The sequence below is a fragment of the Paenibacillus sp. J31P316 genome, assembly GCF_056269105.1.
This window is the reverse complement of the sequence record NZ_JBWDNI010000001.1, coordinates 1,016,376-1,034,132: the sequence shown is the minus strand read 5'-3', so window position 1 is coordinate 1,034,132 and position 17,757 is coordinate 1,016,376. Positions and strand designations below refer to the sequence as shown.

The following is a 17,757-nucleotide window of genomic DNA, read 5'->3' as shown; positions in this document are numbered from 1 at the left end:
TTATCCATTTATAAGTCGAGAGGGGCCATTCACTTTGGGCGTAAAAGAAATGGTACTAGGCATTCCGGTTACAAAATCGGGGAATTTCGAGGAATATGAGAAAGCCATCGAATGGTATGTTAACGTGCTTGGATTCGAACTCGTGTGGAAGATGGGTATTGCTAGCCTTAAATTAACATCCGGACAAGAAATATTGCTTTTTGGAGAAGAAGAAGATGAGAAGAGTATATGGTATACAGGTAACACGAAGCTGAGTCCGCACTATTCCATTCAATTTGCAACCGATAACATCGATGAATTGCGATCGGATTTAATCAACAGCGGCGTAACCGTCGGAGAGATTGAAATCATTCCCGGCGGCCCGGGAGATCGAATCTTGCGGTTCTGCGATCCTTATGGAAATCGCTTCTGGGCAATTGAAGAACAATCATGAACAGCCAGCGCGGGCATCTCGGCTGGGCTGGGTCCTGGTTACGCAAACGACCAAGCCTCAGCCAGCCTGCGGATCCCCGACTCGATTTCCTCCCCTGTCACGCCTCCGTAACCGATAACGAATTCGCGAATGGCCTCGGTCGCACAGCCAGCAGCATTGGCGAACAGATGAAAATCCGTTACCGGACAAATACCGATCCCCGCCTGTTTTCCGCTTGCGGCAAGCTCTTGCGCGGACAATGCTGTCATCACGCCAAGCCTCGCATGCACACCCGACGATACGCCTGACACGCGGGCATGCTCCTTGAAATGCCGCGCGACTGCTGCGATCAATGTCTTCCGATTGGTGTTATATCGGGTTCGCATCTTCCGAATATGCCGGTCGAGATGCCCGGCCTCCATAAATCGCGCCATCGTAATTTGGGTCAATCGCGATGCAGTCCCGTCATAACTCGAGAATTCATGCTCGTATCGCGCCAGCAATTCCGGAGGCAGGATCAGGTAGCCGAGGCGCAGCGCAGGAGCTAATGCTTTGGAGAACGTCCCCATATAAATAACTCGGTCGCGCCTGTCCATCCCCTGAAGCGCCGGAAGCGGCTGGCCGTCATAAATGAATTCACTGTCATAATCATCCTCGACGATCCATGCATTCGTATCGGCAGCCCATTGCAGCAATCGGGTTCGCTTCGCGGCAGACAGGATACAGCCATAAGGGAACTGATGGGACGGCGTTACATAGACGCCGCATAAAGGAATCGACCTCTCCAACGCATCGCAGCAAATCCCGTCTTGTTCGAGCGGAATGGGTAACAAGCTTCGCAGCTGCTGGTCGAATATATGATGCAGGCCGGGATGCATGGCTGCTTCCACGCCGAATGGGCGCTGCTCGGAACGAAGAAGCAGGCCGATAAGGAGTGCTGACTGCTGCGTGCCGGACGTAACGATAATTTGCTCCGGTTCACAGACGACGCCTCGGCTTTGCCTGACATAAGACTGGATCAAGCGGCGCAAGGACGGCTCGCCCTTCCGGTCGCCATAACTGAATAGATCGGAATCGGCTTCGCGCAGCATGCGCTGGGTAAGCTTCTTCCATATGTTCAACGGGAAGGAGTCGGTCTGTATGCGATCGTAAGCGAAGTCGATGGTATCCTTGCCGCTGCCGTCATGCTGAGATAAGCTCTGATTTAGCGTAGGAACGGAAGATGCTTGGGCTCGTTGATCGTGCGAGGCTTGCATTGAAACGGATCCGAGAGCAGCAGTTGGAGCTGACAGCGGCAGCTGCTGTATTGCAGCGGCATAGTAACCGCTCTTGGGTTGGTTCAGAATGTATCCTTCGGCGACCAGATGCGCATAGCCGGCCTCGACGGGATTGCGGCTGATTCCCATATGGTGAGCGAGAGCGCGAATGGAGGGAAGCTTGGCGTGCCGCGGGATGGTTCCGAGCAGAATAAGCTCCTTATAGTAATGGTAAATGCGTAAATAGCCTGGCTGCGAGGCGGATACTTTCAGCTGCGGCGGCATGAACAAGCGGGTCAACTCCTTGCGTTCTTCTTTCTTCGTCCTCGCTATCTGTCATTCATTTTAATTGTTAACTGTCCATTTGAAAATGACAGATTTCCGCTATCCTTATCGTTACAGGCTGCTTCAGGCCGATTACGAGGAGAGGCGTTGAGACGAGTGGACATAAACAAGCACAGCTATAAGAATGCTGGAGTGGATATTCGAAACGCGGAGCGGGCGAAAGGAGAAATGGGGGCGTGGACGGAAAGCGAGGACCCTCGGGTATTGAATCGGAGCGGCGCTTTTGCTTCCTTGTTCCTGCCGCGGTTTGACGGTATCGAGAATCCCGTGCTTGTGATGAAGGCGGAAGAGCCCGGATCCAAACAGCAGCTTGCTTTTGAGCATGACCGCATCCAGGGCATTTGCCAAGACCTGATTCATCATCTGATCAATGATATTGTCGTCATGGGAGCGAAGCCGGAGGTCGTGCTGGACACGATCCTGTGCGGGCGGATTGAAAGCAAGACGGTAGTGGCGATCGTCAAGCATCTCGCGCAGGCATGCCGGGAGCAGGAATGCAGCCTGATCGGGGGCGAGACCTCCGAGCAGCCGGGCATGCTTCCCGAAGGGCGATATATGCTGAACGCCAGCATCGTCGGCGTCGCGGACCGCGATCGAATCGTCGACGGCACTCGGATTCGTGCGGGAGACCGGGTGCTCGCGCTTGCCTCGAACGGTCTGCACACCAACGGTTATTCGTTGGTTCGCAGGCTGATGGCCGAGCGGCCGGAGATCTTGGCGGAAATGATCGGGGGACTGAACTTTCTGGACGCGATTCTGCTTCCCCATACGTGTTATTACAGGCCGCTTCAAGCGCTGCTTAGCGACCCGGCCATACATGGAATGGCTCACATTACCGGTGGCGGGATCGAAGGGAATCTCAAGCGGATCTTGCCGCAGGGGACGGGGGCGAGCATTGATCTGAGCAAAATCAACATTCATCCGCTTTTCCCGGTCATTCGGGGGTATGGTCAATTGCCAGATGATGATATGCTGCAAACCTTCAATATGGGCGTGGGTTTGGCGGTTGTAGCCGAACCAGAACATGCGGAAAGACTGATCGCGCATTTGGCGGCAGCCGGTTGTTGGGCTTACGAGATGGGGGAAATTACCGTAGGCATGCAAGGCGTTGCTTATAAGAATGAACTGCAGTGGGAGCGGGACTAGCGTAAGCTGGCTTACACGCAAATAAGCAAACTAGCAAATGAGAACAAGCCCTCCCACGATAGGCTCATCTCAGAGCGCCTATTATTTTATTGGTACCTTGAATATAATCATTATCGCAATAGCAATTGGAATTGAGATCAGGTAGGTCAGTAACGGCCGGGACAAATGTAATCGAAGCATGGGGAACAAGGCCATATTGAATAAAACCGAATAAAGCATAGTCCAACCATTAAAATGTTTGATCGATCCGAAAAGCAAATAGATGACCTCAATCATGGAATAAATGGCTACCCAAAGTACAATCCATAATATTGACTTGCCGACTCTGTTTGGGAAAATACCAAGGTATATCAGCGTGGTTGATGCAAAGCACGCCAAACAACAGAGTTCGACACCTATATAACTAGGAATTGGCGTCGAGGGCTGATGCTGCCATAGTGGATAATGGCTTGTTAGCACCATATAAAAAACGTCGCCAAGCAAGAAATACAAAATGGTCGAATGATATTTTTCCCAGTGTCTCCAATCCCCCCAGCGCCACGCAGCAAGTATGAATAGGATGTCCATAGCAATGAAAGGCATGGATTAGCCCCTTTAACTTCGAGATCTTTAGATTAACGGTTATAATTCTCAAATTCATCAGAATGTATGCTGTTTTGGAAACGATTCGGTTCCATCCGCGGCAGGCTGACGAGGATGGAAGAGTTTCAGTTTATCCGGATTGCGGACGATGTAAATGCCTTGAACCGAAGAACCCTCCGCATGGAGCAGCACGACGGAATCGACGCGCGCTCCCGAATAGACGACGATCCCGGTCTGTCCGTTAACCCCGCCGAATTCGAAGCGAATGCCTTCCTCGAGGCGAAGCGACTTCCGATAATAACCGATCAGGAATTTGGAGACGGCGTCGCGCGCGGCGATCGGGTGAGCGGCGGCGAAGACGTTGCCGCCTCCGTCCGAGACGAGCACTACGTCGTCTGCCAGCATGGAGACGACCGTCTCCGTATTGTCCTGCTCGAGCGCCTCGACGAATTGGCGGATCCAAGCCGTCTTGGCGGGTTCGGCGACGACCGGCTGCTCCTCGCCGAGCGCCATTTTGCTCTTCGCGCGGCTGTGCAGCTTGCGGCAGTTGGCCTCGTTTTTGCCGATGATCCCGGCGATGCCGGCATAGTCGAAGGCAAGCGCTTCGCGCAGCACGAACACCGCCCGTTCCGCAGGAGTGAGCTTCTCCAGCAGAACAAGCGTCGCATAGGATAGCAGCTCGTCTTGGAGGATGAATTCCAGCGGTTCATCTTCCGAGGTTGGGACGGGTTCGGGAAGCCATTCGCCGAAATAACATTCTCTCCGTCTGCGCGCCGATTTGTACAGGTCGCGGCAGCGATTGACGACCATTTTGCACAAATACGCCTTCGGATCATCGGCAGCGCTCGCTTGGTTCGCGTCGCAGACCTTCAGAAACACGTCCTGTACCGCATCTTCCGCATCGGACCACGAGCCGGTCATCTGGTAAGCCAGCGTGAGCAGCAGCCCGTTATACGCCTTGAACAGTTCTTCCATGTGAGCCAACTCCGTTCCCGGTCATGCCGTCTATCATTTGGGCAGCATGCTTGCCATTTCCCACGTATAGGTTTTGATTTTCCAGCCCAATTTACCCGTAATCACGAAATCGAGTCCCCATTTGTTCACCCAAGCCAGTCCTTTGTCGGGACCGAGCCCGATGCAGAACGTTTTCATATAGCTTTCGTGCACCGGCGCTTGGCGGCCTTCGAGATCCGCCAGCAGCACTTTGGCGATCCTGGCCGCTTGGGGAATCGCTTCCTTGCACGTCATGCCGTCGGTCTGCCCGCTGCCGGGGGCAGCGATTCGGGCGCAGTCGCCGATGGCGTAGACGCCCGGCATATCCTTGACCCGGTAGCTCGCATCCACGATCGCGGCGCCTTCCGCCGTGACCGGCATGCCGATCGCGCGCAGCATCGGATTGGGTAGCAGCCCGAGCGTCCAGATGCAGAGGCCGACGCGGCGTTCTTCGCCGTCAGACAACGTCAACGCGCCGTCGATTTCCTTGACGACGCGTTTCTCATGCAGGACGTCGACTCCCAGCTCCCGAAGGTAGTGTTCCAGTTTCTGTCCGACCTTGGCCGGACCGTCGAGAAACAGCCGCCATTGCGCATTGTACAGCTCGATGGAGACGGCCCTCGGATCGAGGCCGAGCCGCTCCGCATCTTTGCGGCCATGATGCGCCAGTTCTGCCGCGGTCTCCATGCCGCTTATGCCCGCTCCCGCGATCGCCACGCGCATCAGGCGCGCTCGCTCGTCCGGGTCGGTTTCCGTCGTGGCCCGCTCCAGATTAGCCAGCCACGCGCTCCGAATTTGCCGCGCGTGCGCCAGGGAAGCGAGCGCGATGCCGCCTTGCGCGGGAGCCGGTTCCCTTACGACGCTGCCTGCCGCGACGACGAGAAGGTCGTAATCCATCTCCCGCTCCGCTCCCGAGGCATCCTCATACATAAGCTTCCGCTCCTCCGAACGGATCCGCGTGACGGTCGCCTGCACCAATTCCACCCCGTCGGGAAAAAGCGTGGCCAAGGGGATTCGAATGTCCTCGTCGGTGACGGCCGGCCGAAACAGCAGCACTTTGCGCAGATGGTAGGGATTTCGGTCAATCAGGACGAGACGGAGGGGATGGTTGCCCGCCTGATTTCCGAGCAGGTTGCGAATTTCTTTCACGGCGTGAATGCCCGCGTATCCGGCGCCGATGACGACGCAAGTCTTTGTATTCATGTATGCTCATCCTTTCTGTTCCTTTGTTAACAAGACGAGATAGCGGCGCATGCTGTGACGCCGATCTGGCGATCAACGAAAAAATCCCCTCGAGGGGGATTTTTCGCGTCGGTCGGGTTACCAGCCTGCGGCAAGCTCTGCGGCCCGTTCCATCGCCGCCTGAACGATCGCTTCCGCGCGCTCCGGTTGATGCTCATGGCCTTCCACGTACAGCGCTTGGACATCTCGAATACCGACGATGCCGAGCACCATGCTCAGGTAGGGATGGCTGTGATCCATGGCTGCCGTCGGCCCCGCGGAGTAAATCCCGCCGCTCGACTGGATATGCAGCGCTTTTTTGTCGTACAGCAGGCCGACCGGACCGCCTTCCGCGTAACGGAACGTTTTGCCGACGATGACGAAGGCGTCGATAAATGCTTTGAGCCGCGGTGGGATGCCCCAATTCCACATGGGGGAGACGAACACATATTTATCGGCGCGTGCCGCCATTTCGGTAATTTCATGAAGCGCATTCACTTTTTGCTTTTCGACGGGACTCAGCTCGGAGAAGTCCAGGCGTTCTTTTTTTAATTTCTCCCATGCCCGCACCACATCGCCGTCGACCGTCTGGAACGCTTCCCGGTAGACGTCGAATACGATTACCTCGTCGTCGGGATAAGCTTCCCGATAGGCTTTAAGAAACGCTTGTCCGACTTGCAGGCCGACCGAATGCTCCGGCGACTTGGGATTAGCGGTAATATACAATAATTGCGTCATGTTTGCTGCCTCCTAGGTGGTAGTGGTATTCGCGTCGATTGCCGGCTCCGTCATCGTAAAAAAGGGGAAGAACGCGTTCGGTTCCCGCCTGCGGGTTCATGGGCGCAGGCCGAAGCGCGAACGGAGCAGATCCCGATAGCGCGGGCCGTCGATGCTTTCCTTCGTCACGATGCCGTCATGCCATTCCGTAAACGTTTCGTCCGTCAGCGTGATGTTCCCGGTCTGCGTCAATTTCGTGGCGAGCGGCCGCTTATTGAACTTGGAATCGGGATGTTCCGTGACCAGTCTCCGAATTTTCTCGCTTTCGGCCAGCCCGGCGATCGGTTTCCCGCTGTCGAAGGCATACCCGATCTGCCATTTCGTATCCTTATGTTTGATTTTCATTTCGAGTCTGCAATCGCCCGGAAAGCCGTCCTCCGGCTGGATTCGAAACTTACCGTTCGCGGAAACGACGGCGTCCCCGGTCAACGGAACCGGCGTCAGCGGCAAATGCGCCCCGAATCCCGTGTCGAGCAAGTAACGCCGCTCTTCGAAGACGAGGAGCACGGCGATATGGCTTCGACCCAGGGTCAGATAACGCTGCGCGTCCCGGTCGTAGTTGACCCCGCTCGTAAGCACCACGCGAAAGCCGTTTTCGGCCAGGAAGAGATAAAGGAGCGAGTTCAGCTCGTAGCAGAGTCCGCCTTCCTTCTCCAGCAGCAGCTTGTTGATCAAGTACGGCTCCGTGATCGGGCGGGCCCGGCCGTCCAGCACGCGCATATTTTCAAAGGGAAACGCCGCTGCCGTCTTCTCCAGCAGTCGGTTCAGTCCCGCGAATTCGAGCGGTTCTTCCGCCGGCATGCCGATGCGTTCACGAAATAACCGATTCAGTCCATCCATGCAGGTATCCTCCAATTCATGATGCGATATTCTCCGTCAGTCTCGCCCCGTCGCGCCAAGGCGAATATAATCAGCGAAGCGCCAAGCAGCGCTTACCCGGCTCTTCGAGAACTATGACGACATAGCGCCTCGTGTATGTGACACGTTCTCGGGCTGACGGTGATGGAAAAAAGAGCAAGGCACGAGATTGTCACATCAGAAGCGGCTGTATCGTCGAATTAAGCGGAACCCGGAATGGATTGGCGCAGCGGGAAGACGAGGTGATGCGCTATAAGCGGTGAATGGCCGTTCAGACCAGTAGGTTTCATCGGGGCGGACATATCGGAAGTGTGCAAGTTTGCGTATGAAACAGAATCGGTGGAAATCCTAACCCATATCGGAGGTAGCGGAAATGAGAATATTCGTAGCAGGATCCAGCGGCGCCATCGGGCGGTCGCTCATTCCGATGCTCATAGCGGCGGGACATGAGGTGACGGGATTGGTTCGCCGTCCGGAGCAAGCAGCGGCATTGAAGGAAGCCGGGGCCGCCTATGCGCTGGCGGACGTCTTTGACCGCGGCGCGCTGTTCGACGCACTTGCCGAGGCGGCGCCGGAAGCGGTCATTCACCAATTGACCGCGCTCCAAGGCTTCAACATGGCGGACAATGCGCGTATTCGCACAGAAGGAACGCGCAATCTCGTGGACGCTTCGCGCGCGGCAGGCGCCCGCCGCATGATCGCGCAGAGCATCTCTTGGGCTTATGCGCCCGGCGACGGGCCGGCGGCGGAGGACTGTCCGCTCGACCTCGACGCCCCCGCGCCGCGGCTCCAGACCGTTCAAGGCATTCATGCGTTGGAGTCCGCGGCGGCGGAGATGCCGGAGCATGTCTTGCTGCGGTACGGCTTGCTGTACGGCGGCGGAACTTGGTATGCGCCGAACGGAATAATGGCGGAGCAAGTACGGGGAGGGAAGCTCGCCATGGCGGACGGCGTCAGCTCCTTCGTGCATATCGAGGATGCCGCGGCGGCCGCCGTGCTGGCGCTGAGCTGGCCGTCCGGCGCGTACAACATCGTGGACAGCGACCCTGCGCCCGGCACGGCGTGGCTGCGCGTCTACGCGGACATCCTCGGCGCCCCGGCTCCGAGGATGGAGACGGGCGGCGCGAGAGGCGAGCGCGGTGCGACGAATGCCAAAGCGCTGAGAAACGGCTGGACGCCGATGTTCGCTTCGTGGCGCGAAGGGTTTCGTCATACGCTGAGCGGGGAATCCTAAGCGGAAGGTTCGACTTATAGATCAGCTGCTAATAGATAAACGAGCACATGCCGGACGTGAACGCGCTCATTGGACGGCTCCGTAAAGGATGATCCGAAGTGAATCGGGTCGTCCTTTTTTTCATTTGGCGAGAGGCAGGAGCTTGAGGCCTTCCTTCTCGTATCTCCCATCTAGCTGCTTCTGCTGTTGTCCTGCAACTCGGATGCCACGAAAGCATCAATTCGCGCGTCATAGTCCGCCCACAAGTAATCCGTATTCTCGATGACAAGCTTCGGAATGGCCCATTCGTCGACAATCTTCCTTACGAACGCCTGGCTTCGGCTCCATACTTCGCCGGCTTCGACGAAGTCGGCGTCGGACTGGAAGGAGACTGGCCCCCATTCATTGCCGCGCACGCTGCAAATAAAACGCCACTGCCCTTCGACGTCGGTGTGATAATAGTAGACTAAGCATGGATTCAACGGCGCCAGTATCTGCTGAAGCGTATCGCTAAGACCGCGAAGCTGGTCCGGATTCATCTTCTGCAGATGCGATACGCTGATGGTATCCTGGAGCAGGACGCTCTCGATCATGACGACATCTTCGGGGGCGTCCAGCTGCTCTTGCACGAACCGGTTGTACCGGTCCGTCAATTGCCGGATGAAGTGCTCGGCGCCTTCGGTAGTATGCAGGGCATCGTACTGCACGTTCGGCAGCAGGAGCGGGTGATTCTCTTCCTGCTCCAAGAAACATCGGCATGTGACGCCTTGGGCAGCCAGGCTGTCGTGGATGCGATTCGCCGTCGTGGTCTTGCCGGAACCGGGAATGCCGTCGATAATGATCAGCCTTTTTGGCCGAATCGAATGCTGCGAATGAAGATGCATGTCCTAGTCATAACCCCTTCCTCACTGTGCTGCCTATTCGTTCGCCATGAGAGGCGAAATTCCCTTTCTCCAAGCCTTCCATCACGCAACATCCGCCGAATCCTTACGTCTACAAGAGAAGGGGGGACCATGATGAGAAAATGGATGTTGACCGCATTGACGGCGGTTGTATTCTTGTCCGGGTGCGGAGCTGAAAAAAGTCCGGCCGTAACCGTGGACCAGAAGACGTCGCAAACCGACTTGCATAAGAACGGAATGCCCGAAGGGATGCCGGCGGATTTCGATTTCTCCGTTCGATACGGCTATGGAATGAAGGACGAGATCAACACCTACGAGAACACGGTCACCAAGGACTTGGTTGTAAAAGGAGCCGCTTCTGCCGACATTATCCTCTCGGAAGAGGAAATGAGCGCCATCTACGCGAAGATGAAAGCAATCGATGTCATCCATTTGACGAAGCTGGAACCGGAACCGGAAAGTTCCAACTGCGACCAAACGCCGTATAATCAGGCCAGCTGGTCGATTACGATCGCGGATAATACGCTGTCGCTGACCTGGACGTCGGAGCACTGCAGAATAACGGAAGATGCGCAGAAGCTGCTTGACTTGCAGACCTATATCGAAGGCATCGTAAAAGGCAAGCCGGCGTATAAAGCGCTGCCCGAGGCTGAAGGCGGCTATGATTGATAGAACGACAGGAATCCATTGGAAATTCCGAAAAGGCAGGTAGATGGCATGGTGGAGCACGAACACGATCATCCGAAGCTTCAACAAGCATTGAAATGGGCTGCCGCAGCCGTGCATCCCGATGCCGAATTGCTTGCGGTCAAGCGGCTCGAGGGCGGCATTTCATCGTTAGTCTACGAAATCCTGCTGCAGCTGGGAGAAGCGAATCAGGCGTTGGTACTCCGGCTGTTCAATAACGAGGATTGGCTGCGTGATGAACCCGATCTCGCCCGCCATGAGGCCTATAGCCTGCGAATAGCTGCCAAGGCCGCGGGCGTGTCGACGCCAGAGATTATCGCGTTCGACGAACGCGGAAGCGAGAGCGGCGTACCGGCCGTGCTGATGACCCGGCTTGCTGGCAAGGTTCTATTGGCGCCGCCGAACATGAGACGCTGGCTGGATGGCATGGGACGCGCTCTTGCTGCGATTCATCGAGCAGAGGTGCAGCCGGAAGAGATGCCGTGGACCTATTTTCGGTATTGCGACGCCTCCAAGCTGGATACGTCCATGTGGTCGCGCTGTCCGGAGCAATGGCAGACAGCTGCTGCGATCATAGCCGAGCCCCAGCCCGCTGGACCTTCGCGCTTCATTCATCGGGATTATCATCCGACCAATATTTTATGGGAAGAAAATAAGGTGAGCGGCATTGTGGATTGGGTGAACGGCTGCATCGGCCCGACGGGCGTCGATGTCGGCCATTGTCGCGTCAATCTGGCACTGCTGCACGGCGTGGAGGCTGCCGACGAGTTCCTATCCGCTTACTGCCGCCATGCGGGAGACGCTTTTACGTACGATCCTTACTGGGATCTCGTCTCGCTGATCGATTTTGCATTCTGGGAGCCTGAAGTTTACGGCGGCTGGACGGCTCTCGGCGTCACCGGGCTGACGAAAGCGTTAATGATCGAGAGATTGGATAACTACTTGCTGCAGCTGCTGCGGATGAAGAGGGACAGCCATTAGGCTGTCTTTACTTCATTGTCCGATGAAGTACGCTTCGCGGATAACCAAGCAGAGTCAAAGAGGTTCGGCGTTCGCGGCATATCGCTGCCGAACCGCTTCATACAATGTCTGTATGGAGAAATTCGGCAAATAGGAGGTCGCAGCATGCAGCGAGTAGATTTGGGCTGCGGTTTGAACAAACACCGCGATTGCATGGGGATCGACAATGATGCTTCGTTAAATCCCGATCTGGTGCATGATTTGAACGAGCGGCTGCCGCTGGAGGACGATTCGGTGTCGTTCCTGCTCGCATGCCGAAGCTTGGAATACGCGAAGGATCTTCGCGGCGTGATGAAAGAAATTTACCGGGTGTGCAAGCATAAGGCGGTCGTCTGCATCGTGGCCCCGCACGCGCAGGCAGCCATTCATGTGGCGAATCCGTCGATCCGCAGCGCGTTTAACGAATATACGCCGTATTATTTGACGCCGAAGGAGCATCATCATGAAATCGTCTCGGCGTCCCAGTTCTCGCCGGAATTTATTCCGGCGGAGCCGAGCGAGATGGATTTCCGGCTGCTGCGCATGGAATTCTTTTATTTCCCGCTGTATTTATCGCCGCTGTACGAGCCGGGAGAACGGATGGGGCTGATGGAAGTCCAACTCAATATGGTGGATGAGATCCTGTATCATTTCGCCGTCGTCAAGGAGCCGATCACGAAGCAGGAATGCAGCCGGTTGGCGGGAAGCTTGCTGGAGGAGCCGACACGCATCAAGGAGCGGCGCTTGCATGACGGCATGCTTGCCAGGCAAAGCGCGGAGAATGTCATTGAGCCCGCGCCGGTCGCTTCGGACGAAGAGGCGGAAGAGGAGAAGGCAGCAGGCGGAGACGGCGAACCGGCGAAAGGTTCCGCCGGCCCGTCCAAATCCAAACCCAAATCCGCAGCGAAAGTAAAGCCGGACGCGAAGGCGAAGCCGAAAGGCAAAGCCAAGGCGACGCCCGGGAAAACGAAGAAACAGATGCAGATCAAAATGGTCGAGCCGGAGCCGATCCAGCGCGAACGCGTCTATAAGCCGTCGCGCGTTGTTTTCGAGCGTAAAGAAGACTAGCGGGAAGGCAGAGGAGGGAAGGCAGGGGCATTGCCTGCTCATCCGAATCGTCATCGGCCATCCACAGAATCGGCCAGCCTTAGCGGCTGGCCGATTCTATGGATGTGCTTGTTGGGCCTAGTGGGCTGGAAGGAGATGCAGCTGCATCGGCGCCCGGGCGCCCTTCCTGGCGGTAGGCCAAGCCGAATAGGATGGCTGCAATCGCTTGAAAGACTGCCGCAAGGCAGAAAGGAAGCACCGCGTGGCCTTTCGCGACGAATGCGACGAACACGCCTGGCCAAGACACTGCCGCCAATCGAATCACCAGCAGATTGAGCCTCGCCAGCAAGCTTCGCGAAGTTTTGCCGCGGTCTTCCATCATGACCGCCGTACGGCTGCCGCGGGTACCCAGGCAGCAAGCGGTGCAGCAAATCTCGATGATGGCGGCCAGCGGGAAGGACGTGACCCATGGCAGCGCGAGGAGCAGAACGATCGCGGCCGACTGGAGGCCGATGATCGTTCGCAGCGTGCTCGTCCTGCTTAAGCTTCGACTCGTGAGCCGCGATACGAGCGCCGCACTCAGAAAGGAAGCGCCCATAACGGCGCCGATCATCCCGGGAGAGACGCCGTATCTGACCGTGAACCAATACGCGGTCACGGTGCTTGTCATCGTTGCCGTGACGCCGCCAAGCATGCTTGCGAGCAGCTTGAACTCTTCGGTGCGCCCGGCAGCCTCCCGCTCCGTTCGCGGTTTGCGGAACAGTCGATAGTTAGCGGACGCAAGCAGAAGCAGGAAGAAAACGACCGGAATGAAAAGCGACAGTTCGTAAAGCCCGGCGGCTCTCAGCAAGCTCGAGAGGATGACGACGAGGATGATCCCGGTTAGTAGGACAAGGAGCTTGCGGCCTTGAAGGCGTGAATGGCCGCTTCTCGAAGCTGCCTCCGGGAGCGGCTTCGGCTCTGCCGTAATAGACGCTGCAGACGCTGCCGCCGGTTTCGGCTTGCGGCCGCCGCCCTGGAGACGGAAGAGGCAGTAGATACAGCCGGCCGTCAGGAGCGCCGTGCAAACATAGATCAGCCGAAAGCTCCCTGCACCCTCCGAGCTCCCGTAGAACAATGCGGGCAGACAAGCGAGCAGCGCGCCGGATCCAAGGCCGGCATAGCCGAACAAGGCGTTGCTGCCGAACAATGCCCTGGCTCGCTGCTTGTCACTCGCATGCGCGCCGAGCCAGGCGCGTTCGATGGGCGCGGCGGGGCCGCCGGATCCGGAATGTCCGCTGCCGAGTCCGGCCATGACGACCGCTGCCGCCAGCAGCCACGGCACGGAGGTCGCGGCTGCAAGAATCGCCGCAAGCAGCGTTAAGCTTTCATAGACCAGCAAATAACGTTTGGGTCCCAGCAGCGCGTTGACTTCGCCTGCGAGCACGGACAGCACGGCACGGAAGATGCCTGCTCCCGCGATGACCGCGCCGATCGCGGCGCCGCTCCAGCCGAGCTCCCGCAGGTAGAGGCTCGTGACGGCAAGGGCGGCGCCCTGTCCCATGCTGCGCAGCAGCGTGACGGCCAATAACAGGCGAACGACGGTGCGCGGGTTCTTGCTTGATGCGGATAATGGCATAGCAGATTCCTCGCTAGCGTTTGAGTTTGATGAGAGTATTGGCGGAAGAGAATCATTTGCTGATTATTATGATAGCATGGCTCCGGAAGAGAATCATAGCATGACTGCCGATGGGAGACGGGGCTGCTGCCGCAAAAAAAAATACGACGTGGATCGCACAGGATAGTTGCTTATGTCCGCAAGAGGCTTTATTATGGTTGGAATTACCGATGGGGGGCTGGGATATGAGCGATGTCGTCGCGTATTATTCGAAGTTCGACGAGTGGGGCCGGCTGGACCGCGAACCGCTTGAGTTTAAGGTGAATTGGCATTTTATTTCATCCTATCTTCCCGCTTGCGGACAGGTATTGGACAATGGCGCCGGCCCGGGGAAATACGCGATGGAGCTGGCCAAACGCGGATACGCGGTAACGCTGGCGGATCTAACGCCGCAGCAGGTGAAGATTGCTGAAGAGAAGGCTTCCGAGCTCGGTCTGAAGGATCGTTTTGCCGATTTTCTTGTTCGAGACGCCAGGGATCTGCACGGACTGGCATCGGAGCAATTCGACGCATCGCTTATGCTGGGGCCGTTGTATCATTTGCAGGAGGAGGCAGACCGGATCAAAGCCGTACGGGAGCTGTACCGCGTGACCAAGCCCGGCGGAATCGTCTTCGCGGCTGTCAGGCCGCGAATTCGCAAAGTGTTGACGGCCTTGATGTCGCCAGAGCAGTGGAAGCCGCTGGACCGCATGTCCGAGATCGAAGCCTTTAAGCGTACCGGTCAATTCAATCATGAGGATCCAGGCCGATTCACGGGTGCGTATTTCTTCGAGATTGCGGATGTCCTTCCGTTCTTTGAAAGTCAGGGCTTCGAAACGGTTAAATTACTATCGTCGACGGGAATCGGCGGACGATTGACAACCGAGAATTGGGCCTACTGGTCAGAGCGCGGCGAAGAGGACAGGCTAATGGAATTGATCTACGAATCGGCGGACGACCCTTACTTGCTGGGGGCGACCGGCTCGCATTTGCTTTACATCGGCAGAAAACAATAACTGATCCATCGAATATGGAATCCTATGGAGGCCTCGCAATGAGTCAACGTTATCGCATCACGAGAGAAATCAAGTCGGGCGGCAGTCCGGATGCCGCCATCACGCTTGAGGAATGCAAGCAGTATTTCAGTACGAAGCCTGATTTCACCTACTCTTCCGTATTTACGGTGACCGGTGCTACGACGATGTCGATCGAAGGGGATTTCTTTATGTGGCGCCACGGTGCGGTTCAGATTCCATTCCGGCATTATCAGGGCGATATTTACGTATCCGGTACCAATGAAGCCGTCATTCCCATGATGCTGGAGGTCGCGAGCGAGCTGGAGGCGGACGTAGTGGAAGGGTAGTCGGCCCCATTACTTCTATTCGAAGCTGCGTTTACGGACGGCAAGGAATAATGATTGCTTGCAGGAGCAAAAGGAGGGATTACCATGACAGCGAATCAAATAAGCCCGGAGCCGGGCTGGAAGATCGACAATAGCTATGCGCAACTGCCGGAAGCCCTGTTCACGAGGCAGGATCCGGTCCCCGTGCACGCGCCGAAGCTGGTGCGGTTTAACGATCCGCTGGCCGCTTCCCTCGGATTGAACGCGGGGGCGCTGGATACCCCGGAGGGCGCTGCCGTGTTTGGCGGCAACCGGATTCCGGAAGGCGCAATGCCGCTTGCGCAAGCGTATGCGGGACATCAATTCGGACATCTGAACATGCTGGGGGATGGACGTGCTCTGCTTCTCGGCGAACAGATCACCCCCTCCGGGGAACGATTCGATATTCAGCTGAAAGGCTCCGGCCGGACGCCTTATTCTCGTCGCGGCGATGGCCGCGCGGGACTCGGGCCGATGCTGCGCGAATATATCATCAGCGAAGCCATGCATGCGCTGGGCATTCCGACGACCCGCAGCCTGGCGGTCACGGAAACCGGCGAGCCTGTATACCGCGAAACGGAGCAGCCCGGTGCCGTTCTGACCCGCGTGGCTGCCAGCCACATTCGCGTCGGTACGTTCCAATACGTATCGGCTGGCCGGCCGGTCGAGGAGTTGCGGGACTTGGTAGCGTACACCTTGCAGCGGCACTACCCTGACGCTGCAGCGGAAGCGGACGATGACCGCAGCCTTACGCTGCTGCGAGAAGTCATCAAGCGTCAAGCTTCCCTAATTGCCCGCTGGCAGCTCGCGGGCTTCATCCACGGTGTCATGAACACGGACAATATGGCGCTTAGCGGGGAGACCATCGACTATGGGCCTTGCGCGTTCATGGATGCGTACGATCCGGCAACGGTTTTCAGCTCCATCGACTCGCAAGGCCGATACGCATATGGCAATCAGCCGCGTATCGCCGTATGGAATCTGGCACGTCTGGCGGAAGCGCTGCTGCCGCTGCTGCATGCCGACGAGGAGCAGGCGGTCAAGCTGGCGGAGGATGCGCTGGCGGGATTTATCGAGCAGTATCAGTGCAATTGGCTCTCGGGAATGAGGGCAAAGCTCGGAATTGCTGGCGAAGAGCCGGAGGATGAAGCTTTGGTTCAAGACCTGCTCGAGCTGATGCAGAAGCATCGGGCGGATTATACGAATACGTTCGTTGCCTTGACGTTCGATAAGCCTGAGGATACGGCCATGTCCGGCACGACGGAGTTCGAAAGGTGGCAGGAGCAATGGCAGGCGAGACGGGGCCGACAGCAGGTATCGCAAGCTGCTTCGCGGCAGCTGATGCAAAGCAGCAATCCGGCCGTCATTCCGCGTAATCACCGGGTGGAGGAAGCGCTGCGAGCTGCCGTGGAAGAAGGCGATTACGCCGTGATGGACCGGCTGCTCGAGGCGCTCGCGCAGCCGTTCGCGCATGCCGCCGAACAAGCGGAATACGCTGCGCCGCCGGCGCCATCGAACAAGCGGTACCAGACCTTTTGCGGAACTTGATGCAGGAGCGTTGATTCAAACCATCTATACATGCGAAACAGGGCAGTCGGCGCTCGGCTGTCCTGTTTTTGCTGCCAATGAACATTATGCGCGGCGAATGTCGTCGGCTCTTTGTCGGAAGAGTCCGGCGCTCAGCTGCGAGAAGGCAACCTTTTGCGTCCCCGCTCCGTCTTGTAGAATAATGTTCGGATGACGCTGGCGCAGACAAGGAGGCGGCACAATGAAGAAGAAGTTCGTCATGGTTGTCCTGATCGGCTTTAGCCTGTTGACGCTTTCGGCTTGCGGAGCAGCAGAAGAGAAGCGCGCCAACGGGAATGCCGGCAACGGCCATCCGAAGGTGATGGTCAACAGTTCGGCATCGTGGGCTTATGCGTTCGTCGTGTGGAACCATGGCCAAACCTATGCGATCAGCGACGATATCGTTCAAGAGGCAGAGGTCGGAAGCCCGATCGGCGAGGTCCGAAGGGATATCTCGAGTATGGACGCGATAGCCGTTCCGGAAGGGGAGACGATCCAGCCGTACGTCAAGCAGGACGGCGACAGCAACCTGCTGAAGGAAGGCAGCAAGCTGTTCGAGCTTAAGGGAACGGCAGTCGACAGCGCCTTCGTCGTCGAGAATGGCGGCAAATACGTAAAGGCAGCCCGCGTGGTGCGATGAAGGATACCGCGGCCGATGAATCCATTCTCTTGCAGGGCCTGACAGCGGCGTCATTTGACATGGTTTTCCGAATCCGATATCCTGACGAGGAGGTGA

18 protein-coding genes are annotated in these 17,757 nt (G+C 57.2%); 10 read left to right on the top strand and 8 right to left on the bottom strand.

Annotated features, from left to right (window positions below; all coding sequences use genetic code 11):
* Nucleotides 1-34: 34 nt before the first annotated feature.
* The gene (locus AC0YNU_RS04515) at nt 35-433 is read left to right on the top strand and encodes a VOC family protein (protein WP_475753536.1); all 399 of its coding nucleotides are present in this window, start codon (nt 35-37) and stop codon (nt 431-433) included.
* Nucleotides 434-471: 38 nt separating this feature from the next.
* On the opposite strand, the gene pdxR is transcribed toward AC0YNU_RS04515, so the two are convergent.
* Entirely contained in the window at nt 472-1,953 is a 1,482-nt protein-coding gene (gene pdxR, locus AC0YNU_RS04510; RefSeq protein WP_475753971.1) for a MocR-like pyridoxine biosynthesis transcription factor PdxR, read from the bottom strand.
* Between the two features lie 156 nt (nt 1,954-2,109).
* Here pdxR and purM point away from each other — a divergent pair, with 156 nt between their 5' ends.
* Nucleotides 2,110-3,159 (top strand): phosphoribosylformylglycinamidine cyclo-ligase, encoded by a 1,050-nt coding sequence (purM, locus tag AC0YNU_RS04505; RefSeq protein WP_475753533.1) that lies wholly within the window; start codon nt 2,110-2,112, stop codon nt 3,157-3,159.
* A gap of 81 nt (nt 3,160-3,240) precedes the next feature.
* On the opposite strand, the gene AC0YNU_RS04500 is transcribed toward purM, so the two are convergent.
* The 5 genes from AC0YNU_RS04500 to AC0YNU_RS04480 form a co-directional block, all read right to left on the bottom strand.
* Nucleotides 3,241-3,726 (bottom strand): CBO0543 family protein, encoded by a 486-nt coding sequence (locus AC0YNU_RS04500; RefSeq protein ID WP_475753969.1) that lies wholly within the window; start codon nt 3,724-3,726, stop codon nt 3,241-3,243.
* A gap of 72 nt (nt 3,727-3,798) precedes the next feature.
* Nucleotides 3,799-4,716, bottom strand: coding sequence for an RNA polymerase sigma factor SigJ (sigJ, locus tag AC0YNU_RS04495; protein WP_475753531.1), 918 nt, complete (start codon nt 4,714-4,716; stop codon nt 3,799-3,801).
* A gap of 33 nt (nt 4,717-4,749) precedes the next feature.
* Nucleotides 4,750-5,937, bottom strand: a complete 1,188-nt coding sequence (locus AC0YNU_RS04490; RefSeq protein ID WP_475753529.1) for an NAD(P)/FAD-dependent oxidoreductase — start codon at nt 5,935-5,937, stop codon at nt 4,750-4,752.
* Nucleotides 5,938-6,054: 117 nt separating this feature from the next.
* Complete coding sequence (locus AC0YNU_RS04485) at nt 6,055-6,693, bottom strand: FMN-dependent NADH-azoreductase (protein ID WP_475753527.1); 639 nt, start codon at nt 6,691-6,693, stop codon at nt 6,055-6,057.
* 96 nt (nt 6,694-6,789) lie between these two features.
* Nucleotides 6,790-7,572, bottom strand: coding sequence for an arylamine N-acetyltransferase family protein (locus AC0YNU_RS04480; protein WP_475753525.1), 783 nt, complete (start codon nt 7,570-7,572; stop codon nt 6,790-6,792).
* 391 nt (nt 7,573-7,963) lie between these two features.
* On the opposite strand from AC0YNU_RS04480, the gene AC0YNU_RS04475 reads away from it, so the two are divergent.
* Entirely contained in the window at nt 7,964-8,824 is an 861-nt protein-coding gene (locus AC0YNU_RS04475; RefSeq protein WP_475753523.1) for an NAD-dependent epimerase/dehydratase family protein, read from the top strand.
* A 170-nt stretch (nt 8,825-8,994) separates the two neighbouring features.
* Here the strand turns inward: AC0YNU_RS04475 and AC0YNU_RS04470 are convergent, their stop codons facing one another.
* The gene (locus AC0YNU_RS04470; protein WP_475753521.1) at nt 8,995-9,687 is read right to left on the bottom strand and encodes a P-loop NTPase family protein; all 693 of its coding nucleotides are present in this window, start codon (nt 9,685-9,687) and stop codon (nt 8,995-8,997) included.
* A gap of 132 nt (nt 9,688-9,819) precedes the next feature.
* Between AC0YNU_RS04470 and AC0YNU_RS04465 the strand changes: the two genes are divergently transcribed.
* From AC0YNU_RS04465 to AC0YNU_RS04455, 3 genes are all read left to right on the top strand, one after another.
* The gene (locus AC0YNU_RS04465; RefSeq protein ID WP_475753519.1) at nt 9,820-10,374 is read left to right on the top strand and encodes a hypothetical protein; all 555 of its coding nucleotides are present in this window, start codon (nt 9,820-9,822) and stop codon (nt 10,372-10,374) included.
* Between the two features lie 48 nt (nt 10,375-10,422).
* Nucleotides 10,423-11,373, top strand: a complete 951-nt coding sequence (locus AC0YNU_RS04460; RefSeq protein ID WP_475753517.1) for a phosphotransferase family protein — start codon at nt 10,423-10,425, stop codon at nt 11,371-11,373.
* 144 nt (nt 11,374-11,517) lie between these two features.
* A complete protein-coding gene (locus tag AC0YNU_RS04455; RefSeq protein WP_475753515.1) occupies nt 11,518-12,459 on the top strand; it encodes a class I SAM-dependent methyltransferase in 942 nt (313 codons plus the stop codon).
* Nucleotides 12,460-12,538: 79 nt separating this feature from the next.
* Here the strand turns inward: AC0YNU_RS04455 and AC0YNU_RS04450 are convergent, their stop codons facing one another.
* Nucleotides 12,539-14,056 (bottom strand): MFS transporter, encoded by a 1,518-nt coding sequence (locus AC0YNU_RS04450; RefSeq protein WP_475753513.1) that lies wholly within the window; start codon nt 14,054-14,056, stop codon nt 12,539-12,541.
* 224 nt (nt 14,057-14,280) lie between these two features.
* Here AC0YNU_RS04450 and AC0YNU_RS04445 point away from each other — a divergent pair, with 224 nt between their 5' ends.
* From AC0YNU_RS04445 to AC0YNU_RS04430, 4 genes are all read left to right on the top strand, one after another.
* Nucleotides 14,281-15,090 (top strand): class I SAM-dependent methyltransferase, encoded by an 810-nt coding sequence (locus AC0YNU_RS04445; RefSeq protein ID WP_475753967.1) that lies wholly within the window; start codon nt 14,281-14,283, stop codon nt 15,088-15,090.
* Nucleotides 15,091-15,128: 38 nt separating this feature from the next.
* Entirely contained in the window at nt 15,129-15,437 is a 309-nt protein-coding gene (locus tag AC0YNU_RS04440) for a hypothetical protein (protein WP_475753511.1), read from the top strand.
* Between the two features lie 84 nt (nt 15,438-15,521).
* Nucleotides 15,522-17,003 (top strand): protein adenylyltransferase SelO, encoded by a 1,482-nt coding sequence (locus tag AC0YNU_RS04435; protein ID WP_475753509.1) that lies wholly within the window; start codon nt 15,522-15,524, stop codon nt 17,001-17,003.
* Nucleotides 17,004-17,223: 220 nt separating this feature from the next.
* Nucleotides 17,224-17,661 (top strand): hypothetical protein, encoded by a 438-nt coding sequence (locus tag AC0YNU_RS04430; protein WP_475753507.1) that lies wholly within the window; start codon nt 17,224-17,226, stop codon nt 17,659-17,661.
* The last annotated feature ends 96 nt before the right edge of the window (nt 17,662-17,757 follow it).

Bases quoted from the DNA above. Each gene is read 5' to 3' on its own strand.
- AC0YNU_RS04485 (WP_475753527.1), bottom strand. From the start codon at position 6,693: ATGACGCAATTATTGTATATTACCGCTAATCCCAAGTCGCCGGAGCAT.
- AC0YNU_RS04435 (WP_475753509.1), top strand. From the start codon at position 15,522: ATGACAGCGAATCAAATAAGCCCGGAGCCGGGCTGGAAGATCGACAAT.
- AC0YNU_RS04440 (WP_475753511.1), top strand. From the start codon at position 15,129: ATGAGTCAACGTTATCGCATCACGAGAGAAATCAAGTCGGGCGGCAGT.
- AC0YNU_RS04480 (WP_475753525.1), bottom strand. From the start codon at position 7,572: ATGGATGGACTGAATCGGTTATTTCGTGAACGCATCGGCATGCCGGCG.
- AC0YNU_RS04460 (WP_475753517.1), top strand. From the start codon at position 10,423: ATGGTGGAGCACGAACACGATCATCCGAAGCTTCAACAAGCATTGAAA.
- sigJ (WP_475753531.1), bottom strand. From the start codon at position 4,716: ATGGAAGAACTGTTCAAGGCGTATAACGGGCTGCTGCTCACGCTGGCT.
- AC0YNU_RS04445 (WP_475753967.1), top strand. From the start codon at position 14,281: ATGAGCGATGTCGTCGCGTATTATTCGAAGTTCGACGAGTGGGGCCGG.
- AC0YNU_RS04455 (WP_475753515.1), top strand. From the start codon at position 11,518: ATGCAGCGAGTAGATTTGGGCTGCGGTTTGAACAAACACCGCGATTGC.
- AC0YNU_RS04450 (WP_475753513.1), bottom strand. From the start codon at position 14,056: ATGCCATTATCCGCATCAAGCAAGAACCCGCGCACCGTCGTTCGCCTG.
- AC0YNU_RS04490 (WP_475753529.1), bottom strand. From the start codon at position 5,937: ATGAATACAAAGACTTGCGTCGTCATCGGCGCCGGATACGCGGGCATT.
- AC0YNU_RS04465 (WP_475753519.1), top strand. From the start codon at position 9,820: ATGAGAAAATGGATGTTGACCGCATTGACGGCGGTTGTATTCTTGTCC.
- AC0YNU_RS04430 (WP_475753507.1), top strand. From the start codon at position 17,224: ATGAAGAAGAAGTTCGTCATGGTTGTCCTGATCGGCTTTAGCCTGTTG.
- AC0YNU_RS04470 (WP_475753521.1), bottom strand. From the start codon at position 9,687: ATGCATCTTCATTCGCAGCATTCGATTCGGCCAAAAAGGCTGATCATT.
- AC0YNU_RS04475 (WP_475753523.1), top strand. From the start codon at position 7,964: ATGAGAATATTCGTAGCAGGATCCAGCGGCGCCATCGGGCGGTCGCTC.
- AC0YNU_RS04500 (WP_475753969.1), bottom strand. From the start codon at position 3,726: ATGGACATCCTATTCATACTTGCTGCGTGGCGCTGGGGGGATTGGAGA.
- pdxR (WP_475753971.1), bottom strand. From the start codon at position 1,953: ATGCCGCCGCAGCTGAAAGTATCCGCCTCGCAGCCAGGCTATTTACGC.